Here is a 24,730-nt window from a genome sequence, read left to right as displayed (position 1 = left end):
CTATGCGCCGGGAAAAAGGTTTTACCCTGCTGGAATTGATGGTGGTCATGGCAATCATCGCGACCCTGATGACCATTGCCTTGCCTCGCTATTTCACCAGTCTGGAAGTCTCGAAAGAAACCACCTTGCGCCAGAGCCTGTCGGCGATGCGCGAGGCGCTGGATCACTACTACGGCGACACCGGGCGCTACCCCGATTCCATCGAGCAATTGGTGGAACAGCGTTACTTGCGCAATCCGCCGGTGGACCCGATTGCCGAACGCAAGGACCTCTGGGTCCTGGTCGGGCCGCCGGACGGCGTGCCGGGCGCGGTGGCCGATATCAAAAGCGGTGCTACCGGGAGGGCGCGTGATGGCAGCCTTTATTCCGAGTGGTAGCCCCGCCAGCGAGGGCGGGTTCACCTACCTGGGTGTGTTGTTTCTGATCGTGCTGATGGGCATGGGCCTGGCCAGTGCCGGGGAGTTGTGGTCCACCGCTTCGCGGCGTGATCGTGAACGCCAGTTGCTGTGGGTCGGTACCCAATACGCCCAGGCGCTGCGCAGCTATTACCGCAGCTCGCCGGGGTTGGCGCAGTACCCGAAAGACCTGGCGGACCTGTTGCAGGACGAGCGTTTTCCCTCGCCCAAACATCATCTGCGCCAGCTCTACCCGGACCCGATTGGCGGCGGCGAATGGCAACTGATGCGCGGTTTCGACGGGCGCATCACCGGTCTCTACAGCCCTTCGACGGACACACCGCTGAAACAGACGAATTTCCCCAGCCAATGGTCGGATTTCGTCGGCATGGCCAGCTACAAGGATTGGCAGTTCGTGGCCGAGAAAGCCTTTCTCGATGGCGCGTCCGGGCCCAAACCTCAGTCGATGACCCCTCAGGCGTTAACGCCATGAACAGATATTGCCTGGCGTTGCTGCTGATATTGATCGCCCCCTTGGCCTCGGCCGACGAGGAGGACGAAATGAAGGGCTTCATCGTTGACGACACGATTTCGCACATCGGCCACGACTTTTATTACTCGTTCAGTGAACGCCTGCGCGCCACCAGCCCGATGGATTTCAACCTGGTGGTGCGCGAACGACCCTCGGCCCGTTGGGGCAGCCTGGTGACCGTTGAATATCAGCAACGCCTGGTTTACCGGCGCTTCCTGCCGCCGAACACCGTGGAACTCAAGGACGAGGCGTACGACGCCGCCGACTGGGTTCGCCGACAAATCGTCCAGCGCAAGCTGGAAACGTTATTGCAGGACACCACCGACCTGGAGAAGGACGAATTATGAACAAGAAAACGTTCTCACAGCGCACCGGACTGTGGCTTGTCGGGCTGGGCAGTTGCGGCCTGGTCCACGCTACCGAGCTGGTCTACACGCCGATCAACCCGTCGTTCGGCGGCAACCCGTTGAACGGTACCTGGCTGCTCAACAACGCCCAGGCGCAGAACGACTACGACGACCCCGACCTGAAAGACCGCACGGCGATTGCCGGCACATCGGCACTGGAGCGGTTCACCAGTCAATTGCAATCGCGGTTGCTCGGGCAACTGCTGGACAACATCTCCACGGGCAACACGGGGAGCCTGTCCACCGACAGTTTTATCGTCAACGTCATCGACGACTCCGGCGCACTGAGCATTGAAGTGACCGACCGAGCGAGCGGTGAAGTTTCGGAAATTCAGGTGAACGGCCTCAACCCTTGAAAGGGATTCGGCTACCGGGGAGTGAAGGACATGAAAAATATAATTGTGCTAGGGCTGATGTTGGCGGCATTACAGGGTTGCAGCTTGCGCGACACCATGCCGGCCGAGCAGGACACCGAATCACCGACCCTCACACCACGGGCGTCGACCTACTACGACTTGCTGAAAATGCCACGGCCCAAAGGCCGCTTGATGGCGGTGGTGTACGGCTTCCGCGACCAGACCGGGCAATACAAACCGACCCCGGCCAGCTCGTTTTCCACCAGCGTGACCCAAGGCGCGGCGAGCATGTTGATGGATGCGTTGCAGGCCAGCGGCTGGTTTGTGGTGCTGGAACGCGAAGGGCTGCAGAACCTGCTGACTGAACGCAAAATCATCCGCGCCTCGCAGAAAAAGGCGAATACGCCGGTGAACATTCAGGGTGAGCTTCCACCGTTGCAGGCGGCGAATTTGATGCTCGAAGGCGGCATCATCGCCTACGACACCAACGTGCGCAGTGGCGGGGAAGGGGCGCGGTACCTGGGGATCGATATCTCCCGGGAGTATCGGGTCGACCAGGTCTCGGTGAACCTGCGGGCGGTGGATGTGCGCAGCGGGCAGGTGTTGGCCAACGTCATGACCAGCAAGACCATTTACTCCGTCGGGCGCAGTGCCGGGGTGTTCAAGTTTATCGAGTTCAAGAAATTGCTTGAGGCTGAGGTGGGTTACACCACCAATGAGCCGGCGCAGTTGTGTGTGTTGTCGGCGATCGAATCGGCCGTGGGGCATTTGTTGGCCCAGGGGATCGAGCGGCATTTGTGGCAAGTGGCGGGGGACAACTCCACGCCGGTGCAGGATGAGACCTTGAATCGCTACCTGACTCAGAACAAGGTGGATCCGGAGAGCGAATAACCCAGTAGTCCCTGGCGCTTGCCTCTGTAGCTGCCGAAGGCTGCGATCTTTTGATCCTGCCCTTGGCGGCCAAATAGCCGACCCAGTTCTTGCTGACCGAGTACATATCCATTCCTGCGGTAACGGCGACTGGTACGTTGACACGTACCGAACGCCAAAAAAGTACCCAAAAAGGCTCGCCCCGGCGTCCGGCCCCTCGCCTAGGCTCGGCGTTCCTTCGTTCCGGTGTCCATCTGGGGGCATCGCCTCCGGTCGGCTTCGCTTCGACCTCCTCTCGATGTGTGCGGCTTCGCCGCACGGCGCTACGCGCCTCACCCCCAGATGAACACCTCCACTCAGCCTCCCGAAGGGGCGGGTAGGGCAAGATCAAGGGCAGGCGAGCTAACGCCCGGCCTAATGAGTGGTGAAGAGCGGGTGGGAGTTCGCCGCTTTGCTCCTGCAGTATTGTGTTCACGCCATAAAAAACGCGGCGCCACAGCGCTTTGCCCCCGATCGTTCCCACGCTCTGCGTGGGAATGCCGCCAGGGACGCTCTGCGTTCCGCTTTGGATGTGACGCAGAGCGTCACGGGATGCATTCCCACGCGGAGCGTGGGAATGATCAGAATGTGGTGTGTCAGTGGCAGTGTGGTTGCCGGGGGTGGGGCTGCTAGCAGACCAGCGGGGGCGAGCCCCCTCGCCACAGTCAGTGGTCGGCAGATGGACCGCGTCATCGTTTTTCGCGGGCAAGCCTTGCTCCTACAGGATTGTTGTTCACGCCATAAAAACCGCGACGCCACAGCGCTTTGCCCCGATCGTTCCCACGCTCTGCGTGGGAATGCCGCCAGGGACGCTCCGCGTTCCGCTTTGGATGTGACGCAGAGCGTCACGGGATGCATTCCCACGCGGAGCGTGGGAACGATCAGAATGTGGTGTGTCAGTGGCAGTGTGGTTGCCGGGTTTGGGTCTACTGCGCAGCCCAGCGGGGGCGAGCCCCCTCGCCACAGTCAGTGGTCGGCAGATGGACCGCGTCATCGTTTTTCGCGGGCAAGCCTTGCTCCTGCAGGATTGTTGTTCACACCATAAAAACCGCGACGCCACAGCGCTTTGCCCCCGATCGTTCCCACGCTCTGCGTGGGAATGCCGCCAGGGACGCTCCGCGTTCCGCTTTGGATGTGACGCAGAGCGTCACGGGATGCATTCCCACCCAGAGCGTGGGAACGATCAGAAGCTTTGCTCCTACGGGGTGGGGCGTTGTACATAAAATCTGCGTTCACCGCCGATCCGTTGTAGGAGCAAGGCTTGTGCTCATGCCATAAAAAAACCGCGAACCTGTTAAGGGTCGCGGTTTTTTGTGCTGCGCGATTATTGCTGGAGCACAGTCGCCTGGTTAGCCGAGCCAAACTGCTGCACCGTCGCCATTTGTGTCATCCCGCTCTGATCGACAGTGGCCATGTTTCCCGTACCGCCCTGGGTGACATACGCCACGTTCATCGTGTCAGCCTGCTTGACGGTGATCTGGTTGTCACTGCCATACAGCTGCGTGGTGAACGCCTGGTTACCCGTGCCGGACTGGTCGAATTCGGTGCTGTTCCCCGAACCGTTGGAAGAGCCCTGGGCCAGGTTGGTGGTGCCGCGCTGGTCGGCGATCAGGATGTTGTCGCTGCCGTTCTGGTCGAAGTACAGCTCGTTGTAGTTTTCAGCCTGGCTGACCGTGGTTTTGTTGCCGGTGCCGGTCTGGTTGGTGGTCATGATGTGGCCGACGCCATCCTGTTTGAAGCTGGCAATGTTGCCGTTGCCGGCCTGGGTGACGGTCGCGCGTTGGTTGCTGCCGAACTGGCCGCCCAGTTGCGGGCCTTTCCAGTCGCTGGCGTAGACCTTGTTGCCGTTGCCCACGGAGGTGGCGTTGAGCACGTGGCTGTCGCCGCTCTGGTAGGTGAAGTGCACGTTACCGGTGCCTTGCTGATAGAGCGCCAGGACCGAGCCGACGGAGTCGAACTGGTCGGCATAGATGGCGTTGACGTCGCCGACTTGCAGCACCTGGGCGTTGTTGTTTTCGCCGAAGCTCTGGTCGACCACGGTTTCGTTGGTTTGCCCATATTGGTTGACGGTGGCTTCGCTGGCGGTTTGTCCGCCTTGCCAGATTTCGGTGGCGTTGAAATCACCGAACTGATTGACGGTCACGGTGCCGCCGATGCCATCGCGCTGATCGCCGTAGGCGTAGTTGCCTTCGCCGGCCTGGTTGAGGTTGATCTGGCCGCCCATGTGGGCGATCTGTTCGGCGGTGGCGTAGTTGGTGCTGCCGTACTGGATGATCACCGCGTTGTTGCCGACGCCCAGTTGAATCTGCTCGATATTGGCTTCGTTGTTGTCCCCGAACTGCAAGGTCTGGCCTTTAGTGGCTTCCTGGCTGTCCTGGTAGACGAACGAGAAGTTGCCGCTGCCTTGCTGTTGTTGCAGCGCCTGGTTTTCGCCCATGCCAATCGACTGGCTGGCATGGCTGATGTTGAGGCTGCCGACCTGTTGCTGGGTGATGGTGCTGCCGTTCTCGAACAGTTGCTCGGCGTAACCGGCGTTGTAGTCGCCGAGTTGGTCCTGGGAGATGGTGCCGGTGGCAGTGTCTTGTACTGCCGCAGCATCGTTACCCTGGCCGAGTTGCTGTTGGGTGGCGGTGCTGAACGGCGCCGCGGTCTGTTTCACGTCGGCAATGTTGGCGGTGCCGAGTTGGGTCTGGGTGGAAACGCTGTCGTCGGCCAAGGCCTGGGCACTGACAATGACCAGGATGGCAGCGGTGAGGGGCGTCAATTTGAACATGATGAAACCTCCAAGGTGATTGCAGTGCTTAGCGATATTGTTTGACCGAAACGCTCATGCCGTTCCCGGACTGGGTCACGGCGCTGGAAAGCCCCGTGCCGGCCTGGTCGATGCTGGCGTCGTTGTTATTACCGTTCTGGGAAATCTGCGCGCGGTTGTGGCTGCCGTTTTGCGTGATCGAGGCGTCGTTGCCATAACCTTGCTGGGTGATCTGTGCCATCAGGTCGCTGCCCTGTTGCAGGATGTAGGCTTCCTGATTGCTGCCCGACTGGACGATCCGTCCGAGCAAGCCCTGACCGTTCTGTTGCAACAACGCGACGTTGGCCTGGCCGAGCTGGTTGATCAGCGCTTGCTGGCCAAGCGGCGGTGGCAGTTCACCGAGATCAGCGCTGGGGGCCAGGTCGTCGTTGTCCATCAAATCGTCGGCGCGCACGCCCGCACTGCTGCAAAGCAGAAGCAGGCAGAGCAGGGCGGCGGTCGGCGTTTTCATGGTGTTGTCCTGTTGGAAGAGGCCGGCCCCACCCACCGGATCGGCGGGTGGGGCGAGGGCTCAGTTGGCGATGACCGTCACGGTGCGCACGGTGCCTTGGGACGAGCGGATGGTTGCTGTCGGGTTAGCCGACGGGACCACCGTGGTGCTGTTGTTCACCGTCAACCGCCAGCGACCGGTCACCGGTACGGTGGTGGTACCCAAGGTGACCAGCCCGGTCGGGGTGGTGACCTGCACGGTGATGGTGTTGCCGGTGATCACCGATGAGGTGCCCGCAAAGTCCCAGGTGAAGCGGTTGTTGGAGCGAGCCGACACCGTCGCCGTGGTCACTGTGAAGGTTTCCGCAGCAGGCCGTGGCGAGACTTGCACCGTGACAGTCGCCGGTGTCGACAGGGCGCCGAAGCTGTCCCTGGCGATGTAGGTGAAGGTCGTGGTGAAGGCCGTGGTGACTGTGGCCGGAGGGTTGTAGGTGATGACGGTGCCGTCAGTGGTGACGGTGCCGCGACCCGCTGCCGGTTGGGTCAGGCTGGCGACGGCCAGCGGTACGTTGCCTTCCGGATCGGTGTCGTTGGCCAGCACGTTGATGGGTATCGACACGCCCAGAGTCGCGATGCTGTCGGCAACCGCCACCGGTGGCCGGTTCGGCGCGACGGTGATGGTCACGGTTGCCGCAGTGGTCGAGGCCAGGCCTTTGACGTCTTGAGCCTTGTAAGTGAAGGTCGTGGTCAGCGGCGTGGTGACGACGGCTGGCGGGGTGTAGACCACCGAAGTGGTGCCGCTCAATGCCACGGTGCCTTGCCCGGCAGCCGGTTGGGTCAGCGCGCTGATGCTCAGCGGCGTGTTGCCGTCGGGGTCACTGTCGTTGGCCAGCAGGTTGAGCGTCAGTGGCACGCCGAAACTGGTGCTGCCGGTGTCGGCGACCGAGAGCGGCGCCTGGTTCTCGCCAGTATCCGGTGCAGAACCCACCACCACGACAAGCTCGGTATCGCTGCCGCCGGAAGCGGATTTGACGGTGACACTGGCGGGTGGCTGGGTCAGATCGGCGACGGTGAGTTTTTGCAGGGTGCCGGTTTTCGACAGGCGTCCGTAACCCTGGGCGACCATATCCGGCACCGCCACTTCGTCAGTAGAGGTGGCCTCGATCAGCAGGCTGTGATTGCTCCAGCTGTAGCGCGCGGTCTGGATTTTCACCAGGTCGGTGACCTTGCTCGAGACGGCCGTCGGCCGGGTGGTACCGGCCGGGTTGGTCGCGGTGAGCACCACCACTGCCGGCACGGTGGTCCCCGTCAGGCGATGGCCGAAGAACTGGCCATTGTTGTCGCCGAGCATGTTGGTCAGGCAGGGCGTTTGCGGTGGTCCGGGCACAAGGGCCACGGTTTCGCGGAAGCACAGGCTCGAGCCATTGGTCGATTTACCAAACACTTCTACCCGGGTACTGCTGGTGCCCGGGCCTGAAGACGTGCGGCGGTAAGTGGCGCGACCAATTTCCACAGGGGTTTGCGCACGGTTGTCGAGGACTTTGCCGGACACGGTAAAGAGGTTGGTCTGGATGGTCCCGGCAGGCCCCTGCACACGCAGGAAGTTGTTGTTGAACGGGCTGCCGGTGACCGCTTCGCTAAGGTTCGGATCGCCGACGTAAGTCTCGGTGGAACCGGTGTCCGGGTTCACTTCGGCGTACGGTCCGTTGACGCTGCGCAGGAACGGCCCGAGCTGACCATTGAGTGCCCCGCTGAAGTTGCCCGGCGCGCCGATACCGATATCGCGAGTGATGTTGATCGCCCGACGGCCCGGTGTGGTGACGTTGACCGTTTCCACGCCGTACGGGTGGGTGATGGTGTAGGTCCCGGCAACAGGCACGTTCACCCGCAGACGAATCCGCGCGAAGCTTGCCTGATCGCCGTCGACAGGGTTTTCCGCAGCGAAAGCCGCTTCGATCCCGGCCACGTAGGCATCCACACCATAGCCGCCGACATCGGCGATGTTGGTCTCGGCGAGGTACCAGAACGCTTCCGGTGGCCAGTTATCCGGGAACACCATCGGTTGGGTGTCATCGAACACCCCCGGTTCCGGGTTCAGGATGCACATGTAGGTTGGCGCGCCAGGAGCGCTCGGTACCCGCGAACTGGTCGCCCGCGACTGGCACAGTTCGAGCGACAGCAGTGTGTTGTCCTGATACCACATCGGGAATTTGCCGGTGGCAAAGGTGTAGGGGCCGGGGTCGACGGCAGCGAGTTGCGCGAACGCACTGCCGGACAGCGATAGAGTCAGTCCCAGGGCGTTGAGCGCCAGGCGTGGCAATTTGTTCATGATGCCTCCTGATGAGGATCTGGGCAGGTGCGCGTTCATTGCACGACGACCACTTCTTCGGTATCGCTGCCGCCATTGGATGACGTCACTCGAACCTTGGCCGGTGGAATCGGCGAGATGCCGGTCGACAGGGATTTCACCGCGCCGTCGCCGCTGAGGGCGCCGATGGCGACACCCGTGCCGGAGGTGGCAGTGAGGACCGGTGGCGATGTTTCGTCGCTGGTCGAGGCCACGATCGAGATCTGTCCGGTGCTCAGGCTGTACTGGGCCTGCGAAATCACCACCAGGTCAGTCAACGGCGTGGGCACCGTGGTCGGCGTGCTGGTCGGGATGGCCAGGTGGTTGTCGGCGGTCACCTGCAAGGTGCTCGGCAACGTCGGGTTAGTGGCGGACTGGGCGTACCAGTGGCCGGCGGTGTTGGCTTCGGTCAGGTTCAACACCGGGCTGTTGCTGTCCAGGGTCACGGTGGCCGGTGGTGGTGGAGCCATGACGAACACGTCCTGCTGAGCCACTGGGCCACTGGCACCGGCCTTGCGCGAGTAAGTGCTGCGCTCGGCAATGATCGGGGTGGGGCGAACCACCGTCGACAACTTGCCGGAGATGGCCATCACGGTCGTACGCAAGTCCAGCCCGTTAGGCCCTTCGATGCGGATGAAGTTGGTGTTGAAAGGGCTGCCGGTGAAGGCTTCTTCCAGGTTCGGGTCGCCAACGAATTTCTCGGCTTGACCGGTGACCGGGTTGGTTTCGGTGTAGGGACCGTTGACGCTGCGCAGGAACGGGCCGATGTCACTCTTGAGCGCGCCGTCGTAGGTTTTCGGCGTGCCGATGCCGATGTCGCGGGTCATGTTGATCGCGCGACGCCCACCGGCGGGAACGTCAAAGATGTCGACGCCGTAGGGGTGGGTGATGGTGTAGACACCGGCAGTGGGCACGTCCACCCGAATGCGGATGCGGCCAAAACTGACTTGGTCGCCTTCCACCGGTTCTTCAGCGGCGAAGGCGGCTTCCACGGCGCTGACGTAGGTCAGGTCGATGCCCCGTGCGGCATCGACGATTGAGCCGTCGCCGGTGAACCAGAACGCCTCATCGGGAAAGTTGCTCGGGAAAACGATGGGCTGCGTGTCGTCGAAAACGCCAGGGGTCGCACCCAACAGGCACATGTAGGACGGCGCACCGGGTGCACTGGCAACCCTGGAGCTGAGGGCCTTGGACAGGCACAAGTCGAGGGTTCGACCATGGGTGTCCTGATACCAGGCGGCAAACGAACCGTTGGCTGGCACATAGGGGCCGGGGTCAACGGCAAACAGCGCTGCCTGGGCAACACCTTGGGCCAGAGCGGAAACGACCAGCGCGGCCGCAGTTTTGGACAGTAAAGGGTGCATGAGTTAATCCCTCTATCGGAATGCCTGTCCCATGGAGACGGGCCAGTTGAGGGGGGCAGCGCAAATTGCATACCAATTGGCGGGAATGGGCGGGAGAGGGCCGGGGTATGGGGGTTGGGGTAGCGCAGAGGATGAGCGGGGGGAATAGCGGAGCGGGCGAGTGTCCCCAGTATTGGGGGCGGATGGGGCAGTGGGGAATGGGGCAAGCTTCCTCGCCACAGGGTTGGTGCGCACCGCCAAAGGAATTCTCTATTTTGATGGTGATAAACATGTTTATAAGCGAGCGTTGAAAGACACTCGGTGTTACGTCATAAGCGGCTACAACGCCTTGCGCCGTTGCCTACGCGTACGCCAGAATCCGCCGGCTTGTGCGCCTTGCCCTTGGCCTCTATCGTTTGCCTGCCACTGCCCATCAGTGGTCGGGTTTAGTAGCCCGTGGTAATTCAGGCTGCACGTGCATCCGTCGGACAGGGTTTTCATATCTGTGCTTGATGGTGGCTGTACGTAGGGCGCTTCGGCGCGCCGGCTTGCTGAGTTCCCCGGTCTACTAACCTGCGTACAGCTGCCACCCCTTTCGTTTAGTAGCGAGAAGGGTTGGCACCTTCTTCACCATCGACGCAGCGGTGGATGACGAAACGTTGCTGGTCGAGGTCTACGAATCGATATCAACGGCCCGCAAGATGGTCAACGATTTCGTCGAGCTGACGGACGGCCCGCGACGCCATACGATGCTGGTGTTGCATCGGTCGCTCGTGATGGGTGAGTTAGCGGTCAATCGGATACTGGATAACCACAAGCCCGGCTAATCGCTGGACCCTGTAGGAACGAAGCCTGCTCGCGAAGGCGTCAGGTCTGACACACCGCGTTATCGTTCTTCGCGGGCAAGCCTCGCTCCTACACACAAAAATCGGGCCCAACACCTGTAGGAGCAAAGCTTGCTCGCGAAGGCGTCGGACCTGACACACCTCGTCATTGTTCATTGGTGGGGGCCGCCCCAGCATTTCCTTAGCTTGCTTGCATTGGGTCAAACCCCAAACACTGGGCTATACCCCCTCTATAGGGGAATCGCCTGGATCATCGCCAATGAACATGCATGCACCAACGCACCGGCCTGAGGAAGGCGACATTCGCTTGAGCTCGCGCAAGCAGCCGTTCAATCTGCTGCGCTGGTTTTCGCTGATCAGCATGGCGGTGATTGCCACCGTGGCGGTGGCGCTGGGGGCGGTGTCTACGCAGTTTGTAATTACCGAAAGCGTGCAGCGCGATGCATTGCTGACCGCGCAATTCATTCAGGCGATTGCCTCGGCCGAGGTGCGCCACGTCTCGATCCCGAATGTGCGGACCATGGGCGAACTGGTCGACCCGCGCCAGGACAAGGACTTTCCCGATGTCGACCCGGCGGCCCGCGCCAATGCCCGGGACGAATTCCTCGACCACATCGCCAACTTGCCGGACGTGATCCTGGCCAACGTCTATGCCCCTGATCGCACGGTGATCTGGTCCACTAACCCGGCACTGATCAACACCAGGATTCACGCCGACGAAGACCTGGACCACGCCTTTGAATTCAAGGTCCCGGTCTCGGCCAGTTATCACGACATTGACGAGGCGCGGATGGAGCAGAAATTCGTCGTGCCCCCGGACTTTATCTTTATCGAAAACTACATCCCGCTGTTCGATGCCGACGGCAAGAACGTCACGGCGATGGTCGAGATCTACAAGGAACCCAAGGACCTGATCAGCCGCATCGAGCGCGGTCTGGCGCTGATCTGGCTGGCCACGGCGCTGGGTGGCGGGTTGATTTACCTGGGCTTGTACTGGATCGTGCGCCGAGCGGCGATCCTGCTGGCGCAACAACAAAAACAACTGATCACCAACGAAACCTTTGTCGCCCTCGGCGAGATGTCCTCGGCCGTCGCCCACAGCCTGCGCAATCCATTGGCGACCATCCGTTCCAGTGCCGAGCTGGCCCTGGAGTTCGACAACGGCCCGGCGCACAAGAACATCCACGACATCATCGGCCAGGTCGATCGCATGTCGAAGTGGGTCCGCGAGTTGCTGCAATCCTTGCGCCCGCTCAACGACGATCCCGAACCGGTGAACCTGGTGGCGGCGATCCATGACAGCCTCACCGCGTTCGAGCAGCAAATTGCCAAGGCGAAGGTTCAGGTGGTGTTCAATCCGCGACAGACACCGATGGTCCTCAGCCAGCAGGTGCAACTGACGCAGATCCTCAACAGCCTGATGGCCAACGCCCTGGAAGCCATGGACAAGGGCGGTACGCTGACCGTCACTCTGGAACCGACCGATGCCCGGGGCATGTGCGTGGTGGTGAGCGATACCGGCAAAGGCATGAGCGAAGAACAGCGCAAGATGGCCTTCCGGCCGTTCTTCACCACCAAGCAGGGCGGGCTTGGCGTCGGGCTGGTGCTGGTCAAGCGCATCATGGAGCGTTTTGGTGGTGCGGTGGCTCTGGGCAGTCGGGAAGGCGAGGGCACGTGCGTGCGTCTGTCGTTCAAGCTGATCCCCTGAAAACGGGGATGAACTTTCCCCGTTAGCGGGTGTCATGGCCCAGTCGTTTTGTCAGGATTGGTGGGAAGGTTTTGTAACGTATTGTTTTAAAAGGTATTAGTTCTTTGGCGTTAGGTCGTGTGAAGTCTGGCGAGCTAATTGCAAAACCCCATTACCCCCTTCACGATTTCGAGGCGGCTGGTGATGGATACAAAAGCGCGGCACCCCTGCAAGTGGTTCGGCCTGTTGCCCCCCCTGAGTATCCTTCTGGCGATGACGCTGGGCACCACAACCGTGCGCGCCAGCCAGATTGACGATGAGCGCCAGCCCGAGCCTTCCGATCCTTCGGCCTACTACGACGAGCCGGCAGATGAGCCGGCCGCCCTGAACGCCATTCTGACCATGCCCGATGCCAACGAAGATTCCTTCGACTTGCCCGATGGTGTCAAAGGCAGCCGTGACGACACGCGCAAGGAAAACATCCTGCCGCCGACGGTGCAGACCAGTTTCAACTACCCCACCAATGGCAAGCCGAGCCCGTTGTTCGGCGCCCAGCCATTCACCCAGCAACTGGTGCTGTTCGAAGAGTTCGGCCCGGAAAAACTCGACCCCACCACACCCGCCGCGCCGCTGGGCTTTCCACCGGCCGCCGTGGGGCCGTTGCCCCAGCAGGACCCGACCAACGCAGCGCGCAGTGCGCCGCCGAGCGCCGCCCTCGACGCCTTTTTGCGCCAACCGGGGCTGACGCCGTTCCCCAGCCAGTTCTCCAACGTGGTGGACCGCAACCCGTGGCAGGCGCAGATCGAAGTGTTCCTCAACCGCCATATCGGCTCGTCGGCGGAAGGTCGTCCACCAGGAAAGGGCTGGTCGCACCAGCGCTGGAACGAGTTCTACCCGCAAGTGGCCTACAAAACCGTGCAAACCGGGGCGCGGCTCAACAGTGGTTGGCGTGACGCGCGGCAGATGCACGGTTATGCCGTGGGTGAATTCGGCCCCGGTGGCCTTTATCACAACGTCGCCGGGGTGCCGGCCACCGATGGCACCGCCAAAGGTGTCGACCCGCGCTTCCACCCGAACATGCCGGTGCAGAACCACAACTCGGTGTGGACTTTCGACGGCACCTTGCCGCCCAAACTGTTGATGGTGCGGTACGGCCAACCGGTGTTGATGCGCCACTACAACGGCTTGCCGATCGACCCGTCGGCGAACATGGGGTTCGGCCTGCACACCATCAGTACCCACGAACACAACGGCCACGCGCCAGCGGAAAGCGACGGCTATGCCAACGCGTTCTTTTTCCCCGGCCAGTATTACGACTATCGCTGGCCGATCCAGTTGGCCGGTTACGACAGCATCAACACCAAGGCTGAAGACCCGCGTGCAGCGTTTCCGTGCGCGCCGGGTGAAACCCTGTGGACCAACGACCTGAGCCCCAGCCGCAAGACCTGCGACCACGGCACGATCAAGATCCGCGGCGACTGGCGCGAAACCATGAGCACCCACTGGTTCCACGACCACATGCTCGATTTCACCGCGCAGAACGTCTACAAGGGCAACGCGGCGATGATGAACTACTACAGCGCTCTGGACCGTGGCAACGAATCGGTGAACGACGGCGTCAACCTGCGTTTGCCCAGCGGCAGCGCCTTGCCGTGGGGTAACCGCGACTACGACGTCAACCTGGTGTTCGCCGACAAGGCCTGGGATCAGACCGGTCAGTTGTGGTTCAACCCGTTCAATACCGACGGCTTCCTCGGTGACCAGGTGCTGGTCAACTGGCAGTGGAAACCGACCCTGGACGTGCGCGCCCGCAGCTATCGCTTCCGCATCCTCAATGGCTCGGTGTCGCGCTACTTCAAGTTCGCCATCGTCCGCGAAGTGAAGGGCAACAGTGGCGAATTCCAAGGGCCGAAAAACTCCGGTGTGTCCTATGCCCGTGTGCCGTTCCATATGATTGCCAACGACGGCAACATCATGGAACACACCGTTCCCTTCGACGGCACCATGGACCTCGACGCCGATGGCGATAAAAAGAACCACTTCGCGATCCTGCCCACCCAGGGCATCGCCGAGCGTTTTGACATCATCGTCAACTTCGCGAAAAACGGCATCAAGCCTGGGGACAAAGTGTTCGTGGTCAACCTGCAGGAACACGACGACGGCAAGGGCCCGAAAGACGTGATCAACCTGGCCGACGTGCTGTCGGAGAAATACCTGGCGGTGATCAAGCAATCGAGCAAAGGCCCGCAGTGGGACAAGGGTGATCCGGGCGTGGGCAAAGTCTTGCAGCTCAACGTCAAGGCTTACACCGGCCAGGACCTGGCCATGGACCCGGCGGCGTACGAACCGGCCAAACCGGGCAAAGCCGAAGGCATGGTGATGATCCCGCTGAAGATTCACCGCGACAACGCCGCCGACAAAGTGCTGCTGTCCCAGGCCCGTCACCGCACCTTCACCTTCGGCCGTTCCGACGGCACCGATGAAGCGCCGTGGACGGTCAAGACCGATGGCGGCTTCGGCTTCCACATGGACCCTCGGCGCTTGAACACGGCAACCCAGTTGAAAACCGGTCCGACCGATGCAGGTGTCAGTGGTTTCGGCACACTGGAAGTGTGGAACATCAAGGCGGGCGGCAAGGGCTGGAGCCACCCGGTGCACGTGCACTTCGAGGAAGGGATCATCCTCAGTCGCGGCGGCAAGACACCACCGGAATGGGAAAAATGGGCACGCAAAGACGTGTACCGCATCGGTTCGGAAAACGATGGCCTGGACAGCGTCGAGATGGCGATCAACTTCCGCGAATTCGCCGGGACCTACATGGAGCACTGTCACAACACCCAGCATGAAGACAACTCGATGCTGCTGCGCTGGGACATTGAGAAACCCGGGCAATTCCAGTTGATGCCGACTCCGCTGCCCAGCTGGGACGGGGTGCGTTACGTCAACTCGGCCGCGCTGCCAACCTTCCGCAATGGCGATGGCTTCGGCCCGCAAGTGCAGGTCAAGAAATGAACCGCCGGGTAGCCGACAAGCCGTTGTACACGCCGCGCTCCCGGGCGCTGGGCATGCACCTGATTCTGGTGTTGGTCACCTGTTTGCTGGCCAGTCAGGTGCTGCTCGCCCATGAACTGTCGCCGAGCGAGTCGGCGACACCCTGGGGCGGCGATTACTTCCCCAACACTCTGCTGACCGATCAGGACGGTCGGCAGGTGCGTTTCTTCGATGACTTGATCAAGGACAAGGTAGTGGTGATCAATTTCATATTTACTTCGTGCAGCGACTCCTGCCCGCTGGAAACCGCGCGCCTGCGTCAGGTGCAGAAGTTGCTGGGGGACCGGGTCGGCCAGGACATCTTCTTCTACTCCATCAGCATTGATCCGCTCAGCGACACGCCGGAGGTGCTGAAAGCTTACGCACAACGCTTCAAGGTCGGGCCGGGCTGGAAGTTTCTGACCGGTGAATTCGAAGCGGTCACCGATCTGCGAAAAAAACTCGGCTTGTTCATCGAAGGCGTCGACAACGGCCGCAGCAAGGATCACAACCTGAGCCTGATCGTCGGTAACCAGGCCAGTGGCCGCTGGATGAAGGCTTCACCGTTCGAGAACCCGTGGATCCTCGCCGATCAACTGGCCAACACCTTGCAGAACTGGAAACAGCCCAGCATTGAACAAAGCTACGCCAACGCCCCGGAGATTCGCCCGCCGAGCAACGGCGAAGAACTGTTTCGCACCCGTTGCGCCTCGTGCCACAGCCTGGGGCCGCAAGACGGGCAGGGCATTGGCATGCGCAGCATCGGCCCGGACCTGATCGGCGTGACCCGGCAACGGGAACCGGCCTGGCTCAACCGCTGGATTCGCGAACCAGACCGGATGCTCGCCGAAAAAGACCCGATCGCCGTGGAGCTTTATCAGCGTTTCGACAAGGTACCGATGCCCAACCTGCGCCTGGATGAGAACTCCGCGCAGTCGATCATCGATTTTTTGCAGGAAGAAACCGACCGCCAACAACCCCTGGCAGAGCAGGCACCAGAGGTGTCGCAGATGAACTAGCGGCTAAATAACATCATTGCCCCGTCGACCACGATCAATGCCACCTACACTCATCGTGACAACGGCTGAAAAAGGCTTGAGGCAAGCATCCAGGGACATTCCCATGCAGCTATCAGAACAACAAAAAGTACCTGCGCCGGCTCTGCCGACAGCAGAGCGCAAGGGCTGGGGCGGTCAGTTCAATCTGCTGCGCTGGTTTTCCCTGGCCAGTTTTTTCATCATCGGCGCCGTGGCGTTGGGCCTGGGCTACATTTCCACGCGTTTCGTGGTCACCGAAAGCATCGAGCGCGATGCCTTGTTGACCGCGCAGTTCATCCAGGCCATCGGCGATGCCGAAATTCGCCATGCCTCGATCAACCCCAACAGAACCATGGGCGAGATGCTCGATCCACGCCATGACAATGCCTATTCCGATGTGGACCCGGCGGCACGTGCCGCTGCGCGCACCGAATTCCTCGATCATGTGGAGCACCTGCCGGATACCCTGTTGGCCACCGTTTTTGCCCTGGACCGCACGGTAACCTGGTCGACCAACCCTGAAATGATCGGCATGCGCTTCGCTGACGACGAAGAACTGGATGAGTCCTTTGAAATGAAGGTGCCCGTGTCCTCCAGCTACCACGAGATCGATGAGGAGCGCCCCGAGCAAATGCTGTTGCGCAAGCCGCAATTGCTGTTCATCGAGAACTACATCCCGATGTTCAACGCCGACAAAAGCAAAGTGATCGCCATGGTGGAGATCTACAAGGAACCGGCGGACCTGGTGGAACGTATCCAGCGCGGCTTCAAGTCGATCTGGATCGCGACCTTGCTCGGCGGTGCGGCGATTTACCTGGCGTTGTTCTGGATCGTGCGCCGGGCCGCGAAGCTGCTGCAAAGCCAGCAGAAACAATTGATCAGCAACGAGACCTTCGTCGCCCTCGGGGAAATGTCCTCGGCAGTCGCACACAGCTTGCGCAACCCGCTGGCGACCATCCGCTCCAGCGCCGAACTGGCCCAGGAAGTGGCGAGCCAGGGCGCGCAGAAGAACATTGGCGACATCATCAATCAGGTCGATCGCATGTCCCGCTGGGTCCGCGAGTTGCTGGTGTCATTGCGGCCGATGAACGACGACAGTGAGTCGGTGGACCTGGTGCTGGCCATCGACGACACCCTGAGCGCCTTCGACCCACTGATCAAACGCTCGAACGTGGAGGTGCGGTTTACCCCGCAGAGCCTCCCGCCGGTGGTCAGCCAGCCCGTGCTGCTCACCCAGATTCTCAACAGCCTGTTCGCCAATGCCCTGGAAGCCATGCCCAAGGGCGGCGTGCTGAGCGTCGATATCGAAACACCCAAGCCTGGGCAGTTGCGCATGATCCTGACCGATACCGGCAAGGGCATGACCAAACAGCAGCAACAAATGGTCTTCAAACCGTTTTTCACCACCAAGCAGGGCGGTTTGGGCGTCGGCCTGGCTTTGGTCAAACGAATAATGGAACGCTTCCAGGGCTCGGTCGAACTGACCAGCCAGGAGCAGGAAGGAACCCGCGTTTGTCTCAACTTTAAAGTGGCAACGGGAGGGGACTATGGAGCACAGCATATTGCTGGTCGAGGATGATGAGCTCCTCGCCGAGAACATTCAGACCTACCTGGAGCGCAAAGACTTCGAGGTGACGGTCTGCCACTCGGCTGAGGACGCACTGGAGCAACTGGGCACTTTTGTCCCGGACGTGGTGCTGACTGACAATTCGCTGCCGGGCATGAGCGGGCACGACCTGATCCAGAAGCTGCGCATCAGCGCGCCGGATCTGAAAGTGATCATGATGACCGGTTACGGCAATGTCGAAGACGCCGTGGTGGCGATGAAAGAGGGCGCGTTCCACTACGTCACCAAACCGGTGGCGCTGCCGGAACTCAAGCTGCTGCTGGACAAGGCCCTGGCCACCGACCGCATGGAACGCACGCTGTCGTTCTACCAGGAACGCGAGGCGCAGAAATCCGGGGTGCAGGCGTTGATCGGTGAATCGGCGCCGATGCACTACCTCAAAGACACCATCGGCCAGTTGCTCGACGCCGAACGGCGCATGGCCAACACCGACCTGCCGCCGGTGCTGGTGGAAGGCGAAACCGGCACCGGCAAGGAACTGGTGGCCCGGGCGCTGCATTTCGACGGCCCACGGGCCAAAGGCCCGTTTATTGAATTCAACTGCGCCTCGATTCCCTCCAACCTGGTTGAATCGGAACTGTTCGGCCACGAGAAAGGCGCCTTCACCGACGCCAAGGATCGCCGGGTCGGGCTGGTGGAAGCCGCCGATGGCGGGACGCTGTTTCTCGATGAAGTCGGCGAGATGGACCTGTTGCTCCAGGCCAAACTGCTGAAGTTGCTGGAAGACCGGACCATTCGCCGGGTCGGTTCGGTGAAGGAACGCAAAGTCGATCTGCGGGTGATCAGCGCCACCAACTGCAACCTCGAACAAATGGTCCAGCAGGGCAAGTTTCGCCGCGACCTGTTCTTTCGCCTGCGGATTATCTCGATCAAGGTGCCACGCCTGCACGCCCGCGGTGCCGATGTGTTGCTGCTGGCCCGGCATTTCCTGGCGATCCACGGCAAACGCTATGGCAAGCCGCACTTGTATTTCAGCGATCAGGCCGAGGAGTTGCTGCTCAGCTACACCTGGCCGGGCAACGTGCGCGAGTTGCGCAACATGCTGGAGCAAACCGTGTTGCTGGCTCAGAACGAATCCATTGCCGCGCATCAATTGAACGTCTGCCAGAGCCTGGTGGATGAACCGTTTGTCTTGCCGGAAACGCACTACATCGAACCCCGGCAACACAACCACGTCGAATCGATGAACCTGCCGGAAGTCGAGCGCGACATGGTGCGCAAGATGCTCGACAAGACCGACTGGAATGTCACCAAGTCGGCGCGTCTGCTGGGTTTGAGCCGGGACATGTTGCGTTACCGGATTGAAAAACTGGGTTTGGCGCGCCCGGACAAGCGTCAGTGGTAGGTGTCGCGACGGACTGATGGTCGGTTGTTTGTCAGAGGACGACGAGAGGTGGGTCAGCTCGGTGGAAAATCCACGGAGGCTGTGCCTAACTGATTTTTCCCCTTTGATGGAGAGGCGGGCTATGCGGCATAGAGGGACGCAATACTGGCTCTGGAGCAACAGGCAATTACACGGTCGCAATCACGAAGAGGTCTTGCCGGACGGTACGCAGATCGACATTCAGGCCCGGTTCAATCGCGAGCAGATGACCCAGGTGTTCATCGGGGTGTATGCCGTCGATGGTGCACCGCTGGCGGAAGAATTTTATGACCGTGAGAGCCATCCCACCCTGGTGAAAGCGCTGGAATGGGGCTGCGCCCGCGCCCAGGCGATTCTCAACACGATGACGGCGTTCCGTGCGCCCCATCGCATTCAACTGACGTTGGGGGTGGTGCTGGATGATCCTTGCGCCTTGGCCCTGCGTCACATGGAAATGTCCGACGAAGAAGCCCTGCGGCTCAAGCGTCAGGATGCCTGGGACGAATACCTGAAAGCCAAGCAAGCGGTGCTGGAGATGATGCGCGCCGATAAAGTCGACAGCGAGATCTGGGAGCGCCAGAAGCGTCGCCTGCGGGACGCCATCGATCGCCGCGCGGCGCTGCGCCACACCTGGCCCTGCGACTGACGCTCAAGGCATCGCCTGGACCTGGCGGGTGAGGCAGGCCAGCAGGCACGACGGGTCGAGCACTTCGTCATTCACATAGATCCCGCGCTCGGGGTCGTAGGAGCGGATGAACACCCGCACATTGGCATCCGCCACGGTGGGCAACCGGGAGTCGTAGAACACATGTTCGCTGGCAATCGGGATGAAATCCTGGGGCGCGGTCGGGATGTACGCACGCGGCGGCACCGGGTTCAGCGTCGGCGGCGCCGGATGGGCGAAGGGCTGGTTGGGGCCGTAGTAGATCATTTCACTGCTGGAACTGTCGGTCTGCATGGGGCTGTCGTCCGCCAGTGCAGCGCTGGCGGCAGTCAGAACAGCTAAGAAGAACAGCGTGTGTTTCATGGCGACACCTGCGCAATCGGTTGTCCCGCATTTCCCCAAGGCTTTTAACTATAGCTGCCGTACGGCGACGCGTTCGCGGTGCCCGGATTACAAGATCGCAACAAAGCCTCGATGTGGTTTTCTCGGGGGCTGATCTAGACTCGTGCCGGTCAATAAAAACGAGATCTGGAGTGCGCAATGGACATGCCGACTAAACAACAAGCCGTCGCCAGCAACCGCGAGGCCTGGAACGATTCCGCAAGACACCACAAAGACAATCCTGAATGGCAGGTGCTGCTTGACGCCGTCAGCCGGCCTGACTTCAGTCGCATCGACGACACTTTGCGCGGTGTGCTGGAACAGGTGGGCGTCGAGGGCCGGGACCTGGTGCAACTGGGCTGCAACAACGGCCGTGAAAGTCTTTCGCTGTTCGCCTTGGGCGCGCGCAGTGTGGTGGGGGTTGATCAGTCCGCCGCGTTTCTTGAGCAGGCCCGGGAACTGGGGGCCCGTTCACCCCATGACGCCGAATTCATCGAAGCCGATATTCATCAACTGCCGGCGGAGCTTGAGGGGCGATTTGATGTGGCGCTGATCACCATCGGTGTCTTGAACTGGATGCCTGACATCGCCGAATTCTTCCGCCACGTTGCGCGCATTCTCAAGCCCGGTGGCGCGCTGGTGATCTACGAAACCCACCCGTTCCTGGAAATGCTCGACCCCGAAGCCGCCGACCCGTATCGCCTGCAGAGCTCGTACTTTCGCAGCGAACCGTTTGTGCAGCACCAGCCGATCGTCTACGAAGGCAAGGTCGAACAGCCAGCGGCGGCGTCCTACTGGTTCGCCCACACCCTCGGCGCCATCTTCACCGGCGCCATCGATGCCGGGTTGCAGATCAGCCACTTCAAGGAATACCCGCATTCCAACCGCGAAGAACTGTATGACCGCTATGAACAGCAAGTGGCGCAGTTGCCGTTGTGCTTTACGTGGGTGGCGGTGAAGTTGTAGGAGCAAAGCTTGCTCGCGAAGGCAATCTCAGGGACGCCATCGCGGGCAAGCCTTGCTCCTACAGATAAACGGCCCGCACTCGGTTTTCAGGCCCCAGCTGCCGCCTCTGTCACCACTGGCCGGCCCGGTTTGCGCAACGGGTCGAGGCGTGAGCCTGTGTAGCGGGTTTCGCGGAAGAAGCGCCAGCGGCCGCCGAACAGGCCGTAAACGTGGGCCACGCGACCCTGTTCGTGGTAGCCCATGCGAATGTGCAGCTTGAGCGCCGGGATGTTGTGGGTTTCGCAGACGTCCACCACCTTGTTGCAGCCCTGGGCGGCCATCGCTTCCCAGAGGGCGACTTGAACATCCACCGACAGGCTGGTACCGAAATAGGCCCGGATCATTTCACCGCCGAATTCGAAGAACTCCCCTGGTTTGACCGGGAACCAGCAGCCGTAATAGTGACGGTCGTGGTAGTCGCGGGTGCTGCCCCAGATGAACCCGACTGCATGGCCTTCATCGTCCAGGTACATGTGCCCGGTGTGACCTTCGGCGGCGAGTTCGGCCATGGTCCCGACGCGGTCGCCAAAGTGTTTGGTGAAGGCGATGGCGTTGTCCGGGGTGATGGTCACCTGACGCAAGCCGGAATAGGGCCGCAATTTGTGCGGCGGCACCGGGCTGACCAGGTCGCGCTCCATCCACAACAGCTCCCAGTGGAAGTACACGTAGCGTTTCCAGAAGGCCTTGAACAGGTTGCCCAGACCCTTTTGCCTGATGCGTTCGCGCAGCTTTTCGATGACGTTCATAAAGCCCTCCGTGGCCAAGGCCAGGGTGTTGTGGATGACGCTTTTGATGGGTATAGATCAAGGCCGGGACTTCATGTCAAAGCGCCAGCTTTGAATATGTTGCAACGTATGTAACTTATTCGAGTGCCGCTGTGCCGGCCTGTAAATCCCTGCTCACAACGGCGTAGGACACTCGCTCAACACCCGCAAGGCGCCGCTCTAGCACTTGGGTTAGCGACTCGCCGGGGTTCAGATACGCATCGCCGAAATCCGCTCCGAGCTGGTTCGGATGAGCGACGATTTCCAGCAGACCGTCGGTCGGCACGGGGGCGTTTCGAAGGTCTACGGGGGTGCAGACATAGTCCGCCGTTGCACCGGATAAATTCTGCAGGCGCCGGTTGAGCAAACTCTTGAACACGCGTTTGGGCAGGCTCAGGTTTTGCCCCAGATTCCGTGCCAGGCGCACCGCCACCCCTTGCCGTGCGGCAAAGCGCGCGACAATCTCGCCGATGGGCCAGATGTTGTGCACGTGCTGATGGGAATCGAGGTGGCTGGGCCGCACGCCGTTGTCCACGCAGCGTTGCCATTGCGCTTCGAGTTCGTCCATCACCGCTTCGCGGTCCAGGCGATTGAGCCAGAGGGTGTGGCGGGGCAGGTTGAGGTCGAACTCGCCCTGGCTGTCGCAGAACGTCGAGCGTTCGAGAATGCCCTGGCTCAGTGGTCGACCATAGGTGAGGTTGAAGTGCAGGCCGATCCGTCCCTTGAGCAGTGGATGCTGGGCCATCTGGCACGCGGCTTCGAACGCCGGCATGTTGGCCATGGCCGTGGCGGAACTGATGACCCCGGCCTGGAAGGCGCCGAGGATCACCGCGTTTTCGCACGGGCTGAGGCCGAAGTCGTCAGCGTTGACTATGACTTGGTGCGGCATGTTCGCCCTCCGTGGTTTTTTCAGTAGGCGCCGGGCCTTTGGTCACCGGCACAGGTGCCGTGACTGCGGCTGCCGACCGTTTCGCCCGCCATTTTTGCAAGGCCGGTTTCAGCCGTTGCCACACACGCAACGCCAACCCCAGCGCGAGACCACTGGGGCGCCAGGAATAGAAACTCCAGCGCCAGTGTTCCAGTTGCCCGGTCATGCGCTCGTGGAGTTGATGACTGGAGTTTTCCAGGCTGACCCGCGAGGCGTCGATCCAGCGCCAATTGTCGTCCAGGCCCCAGCGAATCCACTCTTCGAGCAGCACCCGGCCGCTGCCGAGGTCGGCGTATTGCGGCAGGAACGCCAGGTTGTAGTCGTACAGCCGACCCTGTTCCAGCAAGCCGAGGCGATAGCTGATGCAGCGCCCCTCCAGCTCCAGCAGCACCACCCGTACCAGACCGCGGTCGGCGAGGGCGGTGAAGGCGCGGTCCATCCATTGTCGATGACGTTCGTCGGCGAAGATGCCGACGCCTTCATCGCCTTTCCAGCTCACCGCTTCGACTTCGCTGATGGCCTGCAGCAGCGGGCCCATGGTCGAGGCGTCCGGCGTAATACGCCGCACCTCGGCGCCACACGCGGCGATACGTTTGCGCGCGCGGCGCAGTTTGTAGCGCGGATCGCCCGAGACTTCCTGGCGATCCGTTTCGCTGATCAGGTGGACCGGCGCCTTGCAACTCAGGCGCCGTTCACCGGTGGAACTGTGGGCCATCCATACCGTCAGGGCACTTTCTTCGCCTGCGGGTTCGGACAGCTCGTTAAGTTGCAGCAAGGCATGGGGCAAATGACGACGGATCACGATCAGCGCCTTGCGGATGCTCTCGGCATCGAGGCAGGCGAGCAGCGCCAGGCGATCGGTCAGCGGGTAGCCGAGGTGATGCAACACCCGGAACGGCCAGCCGGCGATGCGTTCGCGCGTCGCCACCAACGGCAGGCACAGCGCCAGTTCATCACCCTGCCAGCCGAGCAGCACGTGCAGGCGTTCGCCGTCCTTGAGCGCCTGTTCCGCAGCGCCCAGCCAGGCCAGGGTGTTGAACGGTGTGTGGTCCGTCACTCGCAGGCGCAGTGCTTCATAAGCCACTGCCGGAAAGTCCGGAGCGCACAGTGAAGTGCGCCATTCGAATCGCGTCGCCATCAGGTCAGGTCGCCTCTGCTGCAACAGGGGCCCGCGTCGGTTTGCGCAAGGCATCCAGACGTGAACCGCTGTAGCGGGTTTCTCGGTAGAAACGCCAGCGACCAAACAGCTCGTAGACGTTCATGATGCGTCCTTGCTCGTTGTACCCCATGCGAATGTGCAGCTTGAGCGCCGGGATATTGTGGAATTCACAGACATCCACCACTTTATTGCAGCCTTGGTCGGCCATGGCTTTCCACAGGTCCAGTTGCAGGTCCACCGAAAGCGTGGTGCCCCAGTAGGCACGGGTCAGTTCGCCACCGAATTCGAAGAACTCGCCAGGCTTCACCGGAAACCAGCACCCGTAATAGTGTTTGTCGTGGTAGTTGCGCGCCGCGCCCCAGATGAATGCCACCGCGTCACCTTTATCATCCAGGTGCATTTGGCCGGTGTAACCCTCGCGGGCCAGCTCGGCCATGGTTCCCACGCGGTCGCCGAAGTAACGAGCGAAGGCGCTGGCGTTGTCGGGGGTGATGTTGACGACCCGCAGCGGCGGATAAGGTCTGAGTTTGTGCGGTGGTACCGGGCTGACCAGATCGCGCTCCATCCACAGCAGTTCCTGGTGGGAATACACGTAATGCTTCCATACCTTGTTGACGGTGGCGCGCAGGCCTTTTTGTCTGATGTGTTCGCTGAGTTTCTTCAAAATACTCATGTTATTAACTCCTGACGGGATCGGCCGTGAGTGGAGT

At 61.3% G+C, this 24,730-nt stretch carries 22 protein-coding genes; 13 read left to right on the top strand and 9 right to left on the bottom strand.

What is annotated here, in order from left to right; translation table 11 throughout:
• The first annotated feature begins 2 nt into the window (after nt 1–2).
• The 5 genes from HKK53_RS08555 to HKK53_RS08535 are packed head-to-tail and all read left to right on the top strand — an operon-like array spanning nt 3 to nt 2,581.
• Complete coding sequence (locus tag HKK53_RS08555) at nt 3–377, top strand: type II secretion system protein (protein WP_169370454.1); 375 nt, start codon at nt 3–5, stop codon at nt 375–377.
• A complete protein-coding gene (locus tag HKK53_RS08550) occupies nt 352–888 on the top strand; it encodes a type II secretion system protein (protein ID WP_169370453.1) in 537 nt (178 codons plus the stop codon). Before HKK53_RS08555 ends, HKK53_RS08550 begins: the two co-directional genes overlap by 26 nt.
• On the top strand, nt 885–1,274 hold the full coding sequence (gene csgE, locus HKK53_RS08545) for a curli production assembly/transport protein CsgE (protein ID WP_169370452.1): 390 nt from the start codon (nt 885–887) through the stop codon (nt 1,272–1,274). Before HKK53_RS08550 ends, csgE begins: the two co-directional genes overlap by 4 nt.
• On the top strand, nt 1,271–1,690 hold the full coding sequence (locus HKK53_RS08540) for a curli assembly protein CsgF (protein WP_169370451.1): 420 nt from the start codon (nt 1,271–1,273) through the stop codon (nt 1,688–1,690). The genes csgE and HKK53_RS08540 overlap by 4 nt, the downstream gene beginning before the upstream one ends.
• Before the next feature lie 30 nt (nt 1,691–1,720).
• The gene (locus HKK53_RS08535) at nt 1,721–2,581 is read left to right on the top strand and encodes a CsgG/HfaB family protein (protein ID WP_169370450.1); all 861 of its coding nucleotides are present in this window, start codon (nt 1,721–1,723) and stop codon (nt 2,579–2,581) included.
• A 1,342-nt stretch (nt 2,582–3,923) separates the two neighbouring features.
• Here HKK53_RS08535 and HKK53_RS08530 read toward each other — a convergent pair.
• Genes HKK53_RS08530 through HKK53_RS08515 form a run of 4 tightly spaced genes read right to left on the bottom strand, consistent with a single transcriptional unit; the run spans nt 3,924 to nt 9,551 of the window.
• Nucleotides 3,924–5,372 (bottom strand): curlin, encoded by a 1,449-nt coding sequence (locus HKK53_RS08530; protein WP_169370449.1) that lies wholly within the window; start codon nt 5,370–5,372, stop codon nt 3,924–3,926.
• A 28-nt stretch (nt 5,373–5,400) separates the two neighbouring features.
• Entirely contained in the window at nt 5,401–5,862 is a 462-nt protein-coding gene (locus tag HKK53_RS08525; protein WP_169370448.1) for a curlin, read from the bottom strand.
• A gap of 60 nt (nt 5,863–5,922) precedes the next feature.
• A complete protein-coding gene (locus HKK53_RS08520) occupies nt 5,923–8,169 on the bottom strand; it encodes an Ig-like domain-containing protein (RefSeq protein WP_169370447.1) in 2,247 nt (748 codons plus the stop codon).
• 35 nt (nt 8,170–8,204) lie between these two features.
• Entirely contained in the window at nt 8,205–9,551 is a 1,347-nt protein-coding gene (locus HKK53_RS08515; RefSeq protein WP_169370446.1) for a hypothetical protein, read from the bottom strand.
• A 611-nt stretch (nt 9,552–10,162) separates the two neighbouring features.
• On the opposite strand from HKK53_RS08515, the gene HKK53_RS08510 reads away from it, so the two are divergent.
• The 7 genes from HKK53_RS08510 to HKK53_RS08480 all read left to right on the top strand — a co-directional run bounded on the left by HKK53_RS08510 (nt 10,163) and on the right by HKK53_RS08480 (nt 19,765).
• Nucleotides 10,163–10,357, top strand: coding sequence for a DUF6124 family protein (locus HKK53_RS08510; protein WP_429515873.1), 195 nt, complete (start codon nt 10,163–10,165; stop codon nt 10,355–10,357).
• A 277-nt stretch (nt 10,358–10,634) separates the two neighbouring features.
• Complete coding sequence (locus HKK53_RS08505) at nt 10,635–12,083, top strand: sensor histidine kinase (RefSeq protein WP_169370445.1); 1,449 nt, start codon at nt 10,635–10,637, stop codon at nt 12,081–12,083.
• 183 nt (nt 12,084–12,266) lie between these two features.
• Nucleotides 12,267–15,074, top strand: coding sequence for a multicopper oxidase domain-containing protein (locus HKK53_RS08500; protein ID WP_169370444.1), 2,808 nt, complete (start codon nt 12,267–12,269; stop codon nt 15,072–15,074).
• Entirely contained in the window at nt 15,071–16,111 is a 1,041-nt protein-coding gene (locus HKK53_RS08495) for an SCO family protein (RefSeq protein ID WP_169370443.1), read from the top strand. The genes HKK53_RS08500 and HKK53_RS08495 overlap by 4 nt, the downstream gene beginning before the upstream one ends.
• Before the next feature lie 103 nt (nt 16,112–16,214).
• Nucleotides 16,215–17,708: a sensor histidine kinase gene (locus tag HKK53_RS08490; protein ID WP_169370442.1), complete on the top strand. Its 1,494-nt coding sequence runs from the start codon at nt 16,215–16,217 to the stop codon at nt 17,706–17,708.
• Nucleotides 17,677–19,101: a sigma-54-dependent transcriptional regulator gene (locus HKK53_RS08485; protein ID WP_169370441.1), complete on the top strand. Its 1,425-nt coding sequence runs from the start codon at nt 17,677–17,679 to the stop codon at nt 19,099–19,101. Before HKK53_RS08490 ends, HKK53_RS08485 begins: the two co-directional genes overlap by 32 nt.
• A gap of 121 nt (nt 19,102–19,222) precedes the next feature.
• On the top strand, nt 19,223–19,765 hold the full coding sequence (locus HKK53_RS08480; protein WP_169370440.1) for a hypothetical protein: 543 nt from the start codon (nt 19,223–19,225) through the stop codon (nt 19,763–19,765).
• Nucleotides 19,766–19,768: 3 nt separating this feature from the next.
• Here HKK53_RS08480 and HKK53_RS08475 read toward each other — a convergent pair whose 3' ends face one another.
• Nucleotides 19,769–20,146 carry a hypothetical protein gene (locus HKK53_RS08475; protein ID WP_169370439.1) on the bottom strand — a complete coding sequence of 126 codons (378 nt, stop codon included), beginning with the start codon at nt 20,144–20,146 and terminating at the stop codon, nt 19,769–19,771.
• Nucleotides 20,147–20,323: 177 nt separating this feature from the next.
• Between HKK53_RS08475 and HKK53_RS08470 the strand changes: the two genes are divergently transcribed.
• Complete coding sequence (locus HKK53_RS08470; protein ID WP_169370438.1) at nt 20,324–21,130, top strand: class I SAM-dependent methyltransferase; 807 nt, start codon at nt 20,324–20,326, stop codon at nt 21,128–21,130.
• An 86-nt stretch (nt 21,131–21,216) separates the two neighbouring features.
• On the opposite strand, the gene HKK53_RS08465 is transcribed toward HKK53_RS08470, so the two are convergent.
• The 4 genes from HKK53_RS08465 to HKK53_RS08450 all read right to left on the bottom strand — a co-directional run bounded on the left by HKK53_RS08465 (nt 21,217) and on the right by HKK53_RS08450 (nt 24,693).
• Complete coding sequence (locus HKK53_RS08465) at nt 21,217–21,915, bottom strand: N-acetyltransferase (RefSeq protein ID WP_169370437.1); 699 nt, start codon at nt 21,913–21,915, stop codon at nt 21,217–21,219.
• Nucleotides 21,916–22,030: 115 nt separating this feature from the next.
• Nucleotides 22,031–22,822, bottom strand: a complete 792-nt coding sequence (locus HKK53_RS08460; RefSeq protein ID WP_169370436.1) for a ChbG/HpnK family deacetylase — start codon at nt 22,820–22,822, stop codon at nt 22,031–22,033.
• The gene (locus HKK53_RS08455) at nt 22,794–23,999 is read right to left on the bottom strand and encodes a GNAT family N-acetyltransferase (RefSeq protein WP_169370435.1); all 1,206 of its coding nucleotides are present in this window, start codon (nt 23,997–23,999) and stop codon (nt 22,794–22,796) included. The genes HKK53_RS08460 and HKK53_RS08455 overlap by 29 nt, the downstream gene beginning before the upstream one ends.
• Nucleotides 24,000–24,003: 4 nt before the next feature.
• A complete protein-coding gene (locus tag HKK53_RS08450) occupies nt 24,004–24,693 on the bottom strand; it encodes an N-acetyltransferase (protein WP_169370434.1) in 690 nt (229 codons plus the stop codon).
• Nucleotides 24,694–24,730 lie beyond the last annotated feature (37 nt).

It is taken from the genome of Pseudomonas sp. ADAK7 (genome assembly GCF_012935675.1).
In the GTDB taxonomy this organism is placed as follows: domain Bacteria; phylum Pseudomonadota; class Gammaproteobacteria; order Pseudomonadales; family Pseudomonadaceae; genus Aquipseudomonas.
This window is presented reverse-complemented; position numbering and strand designations above follow the sequence as displayed.

What these genes read in the sequence shown, in the direction of transcription:
- HKK53_RS08555 (WP_169370454.1), top strand. Translation starts at nt 3, where the DNA reads ATGCGCCGGGAAAAAGGTTTTACCCTGCTGGAATTGATGGTGGTCATG.
- HKK53_RS08550 (WP_169370453.1), top strand. Translation starts at nt 352, where the DNA reads ATGGCAGCCTTTATTCCGAGTGGTAGCCCCGCCAGCGAGGGCGGGTTC.
- csgE (WP_169370452.1), top strand. Translation starts at nt 885, where the DNA reads ATGAACAGATATTGCCTGGCGTTGCTGCTGATATTGATCGCCCCCTTG.
- HKK53_RS08540 (WP_169370451.1), top strand. Translation starts at nt 1,271, where the DNA reads ATGAACAAGAAAACGTTCTCACAGCGCACCGGACTGTGGCTTGTCGGG.
- HKK53_RS08535 (WP_169370450.1), top strand. Translation starts at nt 1,721, where the DNA reads ATGAAAAATATAATTGTGCTAGGGCTGATGTTGGCGGCATTACAGGGT.
- HKK53_RS08530 (WP_169370449.1), bottom strand. Translation starts at nt 5,372, where the DNA reads ATGTTCAAATTGACGCCCCTCACCGCTGCCATCCTGGTCATTGTCAGT.
- HKK53_RS08525 (WP_169370448.1), bottom strand. Translation starts at nt 5,862, where the DNA reads ATGAAAACGCCGACCGCCGCCCTGCTCTGCCTGCTTCTGCTTTGCAGC.
- HKK53_RS08520 (WP_169370447.1), bottom strand. Translation starts at nt 8,169, where the DNA reads ATGAACAAATTGCCACGCCTGGCGCTCAACGCCCTGGGACTGACTCTA.
- HKK53_RS08515 (WP_169370446.1), bottom strand. Translation starts at nt 9,551, where the DNA reads ATGCACCCTTTACTGTCCAAAACTGCGGCCGCGCTGGTCGTTTCCGCT.
- HKK53_RS08505 (WP_169370445.1), top strand. Translation starts at nt 10,635, where the DNA reads ATGAACATGCATGCACCAACGCACCGGCCTGAGGAAGGCGACATTCGC.
- HKK53_RS08500 (WP_169370444.1), top strand. Translation starts at nt 12,267, where the DNA reads ATGGATACAAAAGCGCGGCACCCCTGCAAGTGGTTCGGCCTGTTGCCC.
- HKK53_RS08495 (WP_169370443.1), top strand. Translation starts at nt 15,071, where the DNA reads ATGAACCGCCGGGTAGCCGACAAGCCGTTGTACACGCCGCGCTCCCGG.
- HKK53_RS08490 (WP_169370442.1), top strand. Translation starts at nt 16,215, where the DNA reads ATGCAGCTATCAGAACAACAAAAAGTACCTGCGCCGGCTCTGCCGACA.
- HKK53_RS08485 (WP_169370441.1), top strand. Translation starts at nt 17,677, where the DNA reads ATGGAGCACAGCATATTGCTGGTCGAGGATGATGAGCTCCTCGCCGAG.
- HKK53_RS08480 (WP_169370440.1), top strand. Translation starts at nt 19,223, where the DNA reads ATGCGGCATAGAGGGACGCAATACTGGCTCTGGAGCAACAGGCAATTA.
- HKK53_RS08475 (WP_169370439.1), bottom strand. Translation starts at nt 20,146, where the DNA reads ATGAAACACACGCTGTTCTTCTTAGCTGTTCTGACTGCCGCCAGCGCT.
- HKK53_RS08470 (WP_169370438.1), top strand. Translation starts at nt 20,324, where the DNA reads ATGGACATGCCGACTAAACAACAAGCCGTCGCCAGCAACCGCGAGGCC.
- HKK53_RS08465 (WP_169370437.1), bottom strand. Translation starts at nt 21,915, where the DNA reads ATGAACGTCATCGAAAAGCTGCGCGAACGCATCAGGCAAAAGGGTCTG.
- HKK53_RS08460 (WP_169370436.1), bottom strand. Translation starts at nt 22,822, where the DNA reads ATGCCGCACCAAGTCATAGTCAACGCTGACGACTTCGGCCTCAGCCCG.
- HKK53_RS08455 (WP_169370435.1), bottom strand. Translation starts at nt 23,999, where the DNA reads ATGGCGACGCGATTCGAATGGCGCACTTCACTGTGCGCTCCGGACTTT.
- HKK53_RS08450 (WP_169370434.1), bottom strand. Translation starts at nt 24,693, where the DNA reads ATGAGTATTTTGAAGAAACTCAGCGAACACATCAGACAAAAAGGCCTG.